9 protein-coding genes and 2 tRNA genes are annotated in these 7,316 nt (G+C 50.6%); 6 read left to right on the forward strand and 5 right to left on the reverse strand.

The genetic code is table 11. From position 1 onward, the window contains the following. The 6 genes from AB1690_12525 to AB1690_12550 all read left to right on the forward strand — a co-directional run. Positions 1 to 222, forward strand: a 222-nt coding sequence (locus AB1690_12525) for a hypothetical protein (GenBank protein MEW6016129.1), incomplete at its 5' end; no start/stop codon positions are given. Between the two features lie 24 nt (positions 223 to 246). Then, positions 247 to 1,236 carry a type I glyceraldehyde-3-phosphate dehydrogenase gene (gene gap / locus AB1690_12530; GenBank protein MEW6016130.1) on the forward strand — a complete coding sequence of 330 codons (990 nt, stop codon included), beginning with the start codon at positions 247 to 249 and terminating at the stop codon, positions 1,234 to 1,236. 50 nt (positions 1,237 to 1,286) lie between these two features. Continuing rightward, positions 1,287 to 2,489 carry a phosphoglycerate kinase gene (locus tag AB1690_12535; protein ID MEW6016131.1) on the forward strand — a complete coding sequence of 401 codons (1,203 nt, stop codon included), beginning with the start codon at positions 1,287 to 1,289 and terminating at the stop codon, positions 2,487 to 2,489. A gap of 8 nt (positions 2,490 to 2,497) precedes the next feature. Further along, positions 2,498 to 3,247: a triose-phosphate isomerase gene (tpiA, locus tag AB1690_12540; GenBank protein MEW6016132.1), complete on the forward strand. Its 750-nt coding sequence runs from the start codon at positions 2,498 to 2,500 to the stop codon at positions 3,245 to 3,247. A gap of 33 nt (positions 3,248 to 3,280) precedes the next feature. Further along, entirely contained in the window at positions 3,281 to 3,703 is a 423-nt protein-coding gene (secG, locus tag AB1690_12545) for a preprotein translocase subunit SecG (GenBank protein ID MEW6016133.1), read from the forward strand. A gap of 16 nt (positions 3,704 to 3,719) precedes the next feature. Continuing rightward, positions 3,720 to 3,801, forward strand: a tRNA-Leu gene (locus AB1690_12550). A 316-nt stretch (positions 3,802 to 4,117) separates the two neighbouring features. On the opposite strand, the gene AB1690_12555 is transcribed toward AB1690_12550, so the two are convergent. The 5 genes from AB1690_12555 to AB1690_12575 all read right to left on the reverse strand — a co-directional run bounded on the left by AB1690_12555 (position 4,118) and on the right by AB1690_12575 (position 7,167). Beyond that, positions 4,118 to 4,189: transfer RNA gene (locus tag AB1690_12555), tRNA-Glu, on the reverse strand. Between the two features lie 188 nt (positions 4,190 to 4,377). Further along, a complete protein-coding gene (locus AB1690_12560; protein MEW6016134.1) occupies positions 4,378 to 5,454 on the reverse strand; it encodes a tyrosine-type recombinase/integrase in 1,077 nt (358 codons plus the stop codon). A 72-nt stretch (positions 5,455 to 5,526) separates the two neighbouring features. Next, positions 5,527 to 6,207 carry a thermonuclease family protein gene (locus AB1690_12565; GenBank protein MEW6016135.1) on the reverse strand — a complete coding sequence of 227 codons (681 nt, stop codon included), beginning with the start codon at positions 6,205 to 6,207 and terminating at the stop codon, positions 5,527 to 5,529. Positions 6,208 to 6,335: 128 nt separating this feature from the next. After that, positions 6,336 to 6,641 carry a hypothetical protein gene (locus tag AB1690_12570; GenBank protein MEW6016136.1) on the reverse strand — a complete coding sequence of 102 codons (306 nt, stop codon included), beginning with the start codon at positions 6,639 to 6,641 and terminating at the stop codon, positions 6,336 to 6,338. Between the two features lie 187 nt (positions 6,642 to 6,828). Then, positions 6,829 to 7,167, reverse strand: coding sequence for a helix-turn-helix transcriptional regulator (locus AB1690_12575; GenBank protein ID MEW6016137.1), 339 nt, complete (start codon positions 7,165 to 7,167; stop codon positions 6,829 to 6,831). Positions 7,168 to 7,316 lie beyond the last annotated feature (149 nt).

Consider the following 7,316-nt stretch of genomic DNA (forward strand, 5'->3'; position numbering starts at 1 on the left):
GATTATTATTATGGCGTAGAATTCACCGATGAAAGTGAAACGGAACTGACCTACACGCTCGGCGGGGGGCTCGATTTTCCGGTGGCCGACCAGATCTGTCTATTGGCTAATTTCAAATATCTGCCGGTCAAATTCAGCAATCCCCTGGTCGGGATAAAAGATTATTCGGGATGGCAACTCTCCGTTGGGCTTGCCTACACTTTCCGCTCAAAGCGACGATAATAAATATTTTCAAGGAGGAATGCGATGGCAATTAAAGTGGGAATTAACGGATTTGGAAGAATCGGACGTCTCGTTTTCCGGGCCGCCCGCAATTCCAAACTTGAGATTGTCGGGATTAACGATATCACCGATGCCGCCACCCTGGCGCATCTGCTGAAATATGACTCAATCCATGGGATATACCCCGGCGAAATCGGATATGATGCCAGTAATCTGATTGTGGATGGAAAGAAAATTCCGGTAACAGCAGAGAAAGACCCTTCCAAGCTGCCGTGGGGCAAACTCGGAGCTCAGGTGGTTTGCGAATCGACCGGCATAATGAAGGACAAGAATGACGCCGTTAAGCATATCACAGCCGGGGCAAAGAAAGTTCTGATTTCCGCCCCTGCCAAGGGACATGACGGCACTTTCGTCTTAGGCGTCAATGACAAAGATTATGATAAGAGCAAACATGATGTCATCTCCATCGGCAGTTGCACCACCAATTGCCTGGCGCCGGTTGCCAAAGTTCTTCTGGATAATTTCGGAATTGAAAAAGGGCTGATGACAACCATTCATTCCTATACCAACGACCAGCGGATCCTTGACCTCCCGCACAAAGACCTGCGACGCGCCCGAGCCGCCGCTCTTTCGATGATTCCGACTTCTACCGGCGCCGCCAAAGCGATTTCGGAAGTGCTTCCGGCGCTGAAAGGGAAGATGGATGGTATCGCTATTCGCGTCCCCACCCCGGATGGCTCCCTGGTTGACCTGGCTGTGATTCTGAGCAAAGAGACCACCAAAGATGAGGTCAATGCCGCTTTCAAGAAAGCGGCCGAAGGTCCTATGAAGGGAGTTTTGCAATTCTGCACCGAACCGATTGTCTCATCGGACATTGTCGGCAATCCCCACAGCTCCATTCTGGACGCGGAGCTGACCTCGGTTAAGGGAAATTTCGCCAAAGTTTTCTCCTGGTACGATAACGAGTGGGGATTCTCGGTACGGATGCGGGAGATGCTGGAAAAAATGCTCTGATTCTATGAGCCCCGCTATCCGGCGGGGCTTTTTGATAGAAGGGATGAACTATGAAAAAATTGTCTATAGCTGATATCAATCTCAAAGGAAAACGGGTCCTGGTTCGCGTTGACTTCAATGTTCCGCTCGATAAAGAAGGCAAAATAACCGATGACCGCCGCATCAAGGAAACGCTCCCCACCGTTAAGAAAGTCATCAATGACGGCGGTCGGGCGATTCTCTGCAGTCACCTGGGACGTCCCAAGGGAAAACCGGTGCCGGAAATGTCGTTGAAACCGGTAGCGAATCGTCTGGCGGAACTCCTCAACAAGAAAGTCTCTTTTGCCTCCGACTGTGTCGGTCCCGAAGCGGTTCAGCTGGCTCATTCCCTCAAAGATGGCGAAATTCTTCTGCTGGAAAACCTTCGTTTCCATCCTGAGGAAGAAAAGAACGACCCGGCTTTTGCTGCCCAGTTGGCTAAACTGGGAGAGGTCTATGTCAACGATGCTTTCGGCTCCGCGCACCGGGCGCACGCCTCAACCGAGGGTGTCACTAAGTTCATCAAGACCTCGGCCGCCGGATTCCTTATGGAGAAGGAACTTAAATATCTCGGCGGTGCCCTGCACGACCCCAAGAGACCTTTTGTGGCCATTCTGGGAGGCGCCAAAATCTCCGGCAAGATTGATGTCATACAGAATTTGATGGACAAAGTTGACGCCATCCTGATTGGCGGCGGCATGATGTTTACCTTTTTCAAGGCAATGCACAAGAAAATCGGAAAATCACTTCTGGAGGAAGACAAAATCGATCTGGCTCGCCAAATTCTGGAGAAAGCCCATTCCAAAGGGTTGAAACTGATTTTGCCTATTGACTGCGTTGTCGCTGACGATATGACCGAGACGGCAAAAATTTCGGTGGTCTCTATCGACGATATCCCGGACCATATGAAGGGGCTTGATGTCGGTCCTGAGACTATTACTCTGTTCCAGAATGAGCTGGAAACGGCACGAATGGTTATCTGGAATGGTCCTATGGGAGTTTTTGAAGTGGAGAAATTCGCCCGCGGGACCTACGCTATTGCCGATATACTGGCGAAGATTACCTCCCGGGGGGCGACCACTATTGTTGGCGGAGGCGATTCCGCCGCCGCTGTCAGCGCCCGGGGACTTGACGATAAACTGACCCATATTTCCACCGGCGGCGGCGCCTCGTTGGAATTTCTGGAAGGAAAGATTCTTCCCGGTGTGGCTGCCCTCGCGGATGCGCCGAGGTAGAGAAATATATGAGACTCAAAATTATCGCCGGCAACTGGAAAATGAATAAGACCAATCCCGAAGCCTTGGAGCTGGTGAGAGGTCTTATAAACAGCGTGGGGCATGTTGATAATCCCCGCGTAATAATCTGCCCGCCATTCACCGCGCTCAGCGAGGTGGCTAAACTCCTGAAAGGGAGTTCCTTTTTCCTCGGCGCCCAGAATATGTATTATAAGGAGTCGGGGGCATTTACCGGGGAGATAGCGCCCGCCATGCTCTTGACAATAGGGGTATCCTATGTTATTTTGGGACACTCGGAAAGAAGAGAATATTTTTCCGAAGATGACGGGATGGTCAATGAGAAAGTCAAACTGGCGATCCGAACAGGACTTATCCCGATTGTCTGCATAGGTGAAAAGCTCGAAGAGCGCGAATTGGGTAAAACCGAGGAGGTTGTAGGACGTCAACTGGATGGCTCGCTGGCGAATTTAAGCGATGATGAATTCCGCAAGGTTGTGCTCGCCTATGAGCCGGTCTGGGCAATCGGTACCGGAAAGACGGCGACGCCGGAGATGGCGCAGGATGTCCACCGCTTCATAAGAATGCGACTGGAAAAAAGATTCTCGGAGTTCGCCCGGCAGGTCGCGATTCTCTATGGCGGTTCCGTTACCGGAGAGAATGCCCAAGGGTTATTGAGCATGCCGGATATTGACGGCGCTCTGGTGGGCGGCGCCAGTCTCAAGAATGACCAGTTCACGAAGATTATAAAGTCGGCATAATGAAGAAATAATGTTTGAATGGAGGAATAAGAATTGTTTACGGCAATGGTGATATTTCATACCCTGGTCTGCATACTCCTGATAATCGTGGTCTTGATGCAGTCATCGAAAGGGGAGGGTCTGGCGGGCGCCTTTGGCGGCGGCGGTTCCGGTTTGACCGGCGCGGTTTTTGGTGGTCGCGGCGCCGCCTCGTTTCTCTCCAAATCGACCACGGTGCTGGCAATAGTTTTCATGATTAACTGCGGCGCCTTGGCATATATGTCCAGCAATCGCACCGGCGCTCAGGCAACGGCCGCCGAGTCCGCGGTCACCAGAGAAGCGGCAAAGGAACTGGAACGTCAGGCGCAGCAGCAGCAGATTCCGGTCGACCAGGTGCAGCCGGGAGAAACTCAACAGCAGCCCTCCGGGGAGCCAACCGGAACACCGGCAACCCCTCCCGAAGGCGGCGGAAAATAGAAGCAGTTTAAGATTTGCGGAAGTGGTGAAATTGGCAGACACACCATCTTGAGGGGGTGGCGCTTCACGGCGTGGGGGTTCAAATCCCCCCTTCCGCAGAACCTCAAAGCCCCTTAAGTCATAACAGCTTAAGGGGTTTTTTTATTGTGTGGGCGCCAGATACCCGGAAAGTCAACCCCTTGAATTTTAAAGATGTCTCAAGGCGCTTTCATCGTAATCGCCGACAAAACCGCCAATGGACGGAGCCCATTCCGCCAAATTCGCCAAAGTCTGAGATGCCCCTCAAATTTGGCCAGGAAGCCGCCGCTTTTGAGATCTGGGGAAGGCGATATGCCCGAGAGGGTATAGAGAGGGGGTAGGGAGATTGGAGCTGTACGGGGCTTATTTTTGTTCAATAGTTGCCGATATATGAAATGGGCCGGATCGGAATCGAACCGATATTATGGGATTGAGAGACCCCGGTTCTGTCCCTTGAACTACCGGCCCTGTTTTAGTATATAAAATATACTTGACAAATCAAGTAGAATTGCGTATAGAATTATTGAGAGACCCGCCCATTGACGAATGGGCATATCGGGAGCGCGCAGAGGAGAGAGAAGAAACTCTAAACCACGCGCAAGTGTCGGGGGAGGTCAGAAGCCTCCCCTGATTTTATTATCATCACCATCATCGCCTCAAAATTCCAGCCGCTCCACGGCCGCTTTCTTCCGCTCCGGAGCAACGTGTAGATATTGCTCGGTCGTAGTGATAGTCGAATGCCCCATCAGTTCCTTCAGGGTCGCTATATCTACCCCGGCCATGACCAGGTGAGAGGCAAAGGTATGCCGGAAACTATACAGGTTGCCATCCGGGAACTCATTCAGCCGCAGAATATTGACCAGATGCTTGAGCGCCGTCCCTGCCTTGAAGGCATGGCCGCCCTGAGCATTCCCAAAAATATATCTCTGTCCCGGGACCGGCTTATTATCCCGGAGATACTTGGCTAAAACCGGATGAAGTGGGATAGAGCGAATTTCGTAGGTCTTCGGATGAAACCCCGGCTTACTTTGAATCTTGATTATCCCCTGGGACAAACTGATATCATCGAACTCGAGATGGTCCAGCTCGCCCGAACGCATTCCGGTATAGGCCAGCCATTGAAAATACTCCCGGTACGGTGACCGTGCCGCCTTGAAAATGACTTCCAATTCCTCTTTCGTGAAATACCGGGGGAAGCGCCGCCGGACATCCTTTATCAAAGCAAATCCCTTGAGAGGATTCTCTTTTAGATATCCATGAACCACCGCCCAGTTGAGGAAGGCCTTGATAAGGGAGAGGTATTTATTCAAAGTCGATTTGGGGTTCCCCCTGGTCTTACCGTAAGGGGAATTTTTCTTCGGATCAAGCGGGGCATGCGAGAGATACCATCCCTTGAACCGCTCCATGGCGGCCGGTGTGAAATCAGAGAGAAAATGAACCTGGGCGGTTTTCGTCCAGTCGAGAATGGCGGCTAATCGAGCATTATCGGCGCGGACCGTCTGCACGCTTTTGTTGGTCTGGCAATAGCTGATGTACCGGGGGAGTAGCTCCACAAAAAGAGGATTGTCATCTTCGGAATCGCCGAAGTCGAGCCGCATGACCGAAGCCATGAAGTCGATCGCCTCGCCTTTAGTGGAGCATCTTTTCCGATATCTCTTTCCGGCACGGTACTGGACGGCGTCCCAGGCGATTATCTTGCCGGTCTTGGGGTCTTTGACGGGATAGTAAGGCATGATGATGCGAGACTCACATGATAATCACTTTATAGAGTGCGATTATCGCATAGACGAGAAGGGATATCACAATTATGGGCGACATCTCGCACAAGGCCCATAGCCGCGGGCTATTGCATCTTTTTTTGATATGGGGATTTTGCTCTTCCTCAGGCTGGAGCAACTACCGCGATGATATTTGGCTCCGGTTCTGGTGATATATACAGTTTCATCCCCGCTTTGACCCGTTTTTTTGATATATCTGTCTACGTCTCCAAACTCGGATGTCTCTTGCTTTTCAACGGCCGGCTTATCCCTGAGCCATGGCCGCTTTTCTCCTGTCGTCTGTCCCTGATTATTCAATAACGTTTGGTATTCGTCCCACATTTCTTTTCCATTCGGCTGAGAACGGGGTGAAGCCCACATGCCGACCGGAGCCCTGCGCGCCGCCAACTCCGCCTCGAGAAATTCCGCCTCCAATTTGTGCGGGAATCTAAGATAAGCCATTCCATGCCCAGACTGAATTATGTGCTTATTCACTAAGAGGGTATCATCAAGCCAAACATAGCAAAGCAATCTTCCGTATTTGTCGGTTCTCTCGGGACCATACTCGAGTTCGACCACGCGCCCCTCAATCAGGCCTCTCAGAAATTGCATTGATTCTTCGGCGAAGTATTCCATCGGCTTATTCGGGTCAAGAGACTCTGGACAGTCAACGCCAATCAGGCGGACCTTCTGGCCATTTTCGAGGGCGAAGGTATCGCCATCTATCACATAAGAGACTTTGTATGGTGTTTGATTGGCCGAGTAACAGATGACGGCAGTCAACATTACGAGGGAAGCGAGGCAGATTGCCTTTTCCAGCCTGCTTAGCGACCCCCACCGACTTTTTAAAGAGATATTCATATGCGTCCTCCATCATCTTTCTTGGATGCTGAAATGGCAATCAGCCCCAAGAGAACTATGACAATTATTTGGAAATAAGTAAATCTATAGTCAATGTCAGGAAGCGTTTCTTGATATCCATAATTATATCCAATGGGCTGGCGTTCAAATATAGAATGAATCCCGATGTAGGCAATGCGCCGAAGACACGCGCCATTCTCCGTTGGAACATATAAAGCGTAATGAGGGAACAAAAATGTGAACAACAGCAGCGCCCCGACGACCAGAAGAATTATCTTCTGGTTCTTTTGTAGTTGTCTCATCTTCGCCCTCCCTTACCTTTCAATAGGTTAATTACTCGCTTCTGGTCTCTCCTGCCGGCCCTGAGGAATGCCATCAGGAATTGCCGCCCTTTCCGAGATAGTTTCTTGCTCATTGAGCCCTCCTGCGGTGAGTAGTTTTTGAGAGGTAAAATCAGACAGGACGGTCAATTTGTCTATCTCTTGGCGGTCACTCTTTCTTCGGCTGTTTCTTGATACCCAATATCTCATGAATCGCTTTTTTTCTCCAGTCGCCTTCCGGCAGAGCCATATACAGGTCGAGGAGTTCCTTGAGGTCGGAGGGGAGCTGGTCGACCTTCTTCGGAATTGCTGGCGGCTCTCCCTTGAGGAGCTCGTCGGTGGTGACATGCAAAGCGGTAGCAAGCTTCTCAATCTGAGTCGCGAGAGGTTGCCGCTTACCGGCCAGAATCATGCTGATGGCTGGCTGGCTCATGCCGGCCCTTTTGGCTAACTCAACCTGATTCACACCTCTAAGATTCATCAATCTTTTAAGGTTTTCCGACAACACTACTCCAATAAATAGCAATCACTTATAACAAATGCAATAAATTTATACAAAAAACACTTGACAAGATATAACAGATGTTATATATTTCTGCCGAAAAGGAGATAAAGCTCTTTTTTTTAAGGAATCATATAACAGGTGTAATATGCCAG

It is taken from the genome of Candidatus Zixiibacteriota bacterium, from assembly GCA_040753495.1.
GTDB lineage: Bacteria > Zixibacteria > MSB-5A5 > GN15 > PGXB01 > DYGG01.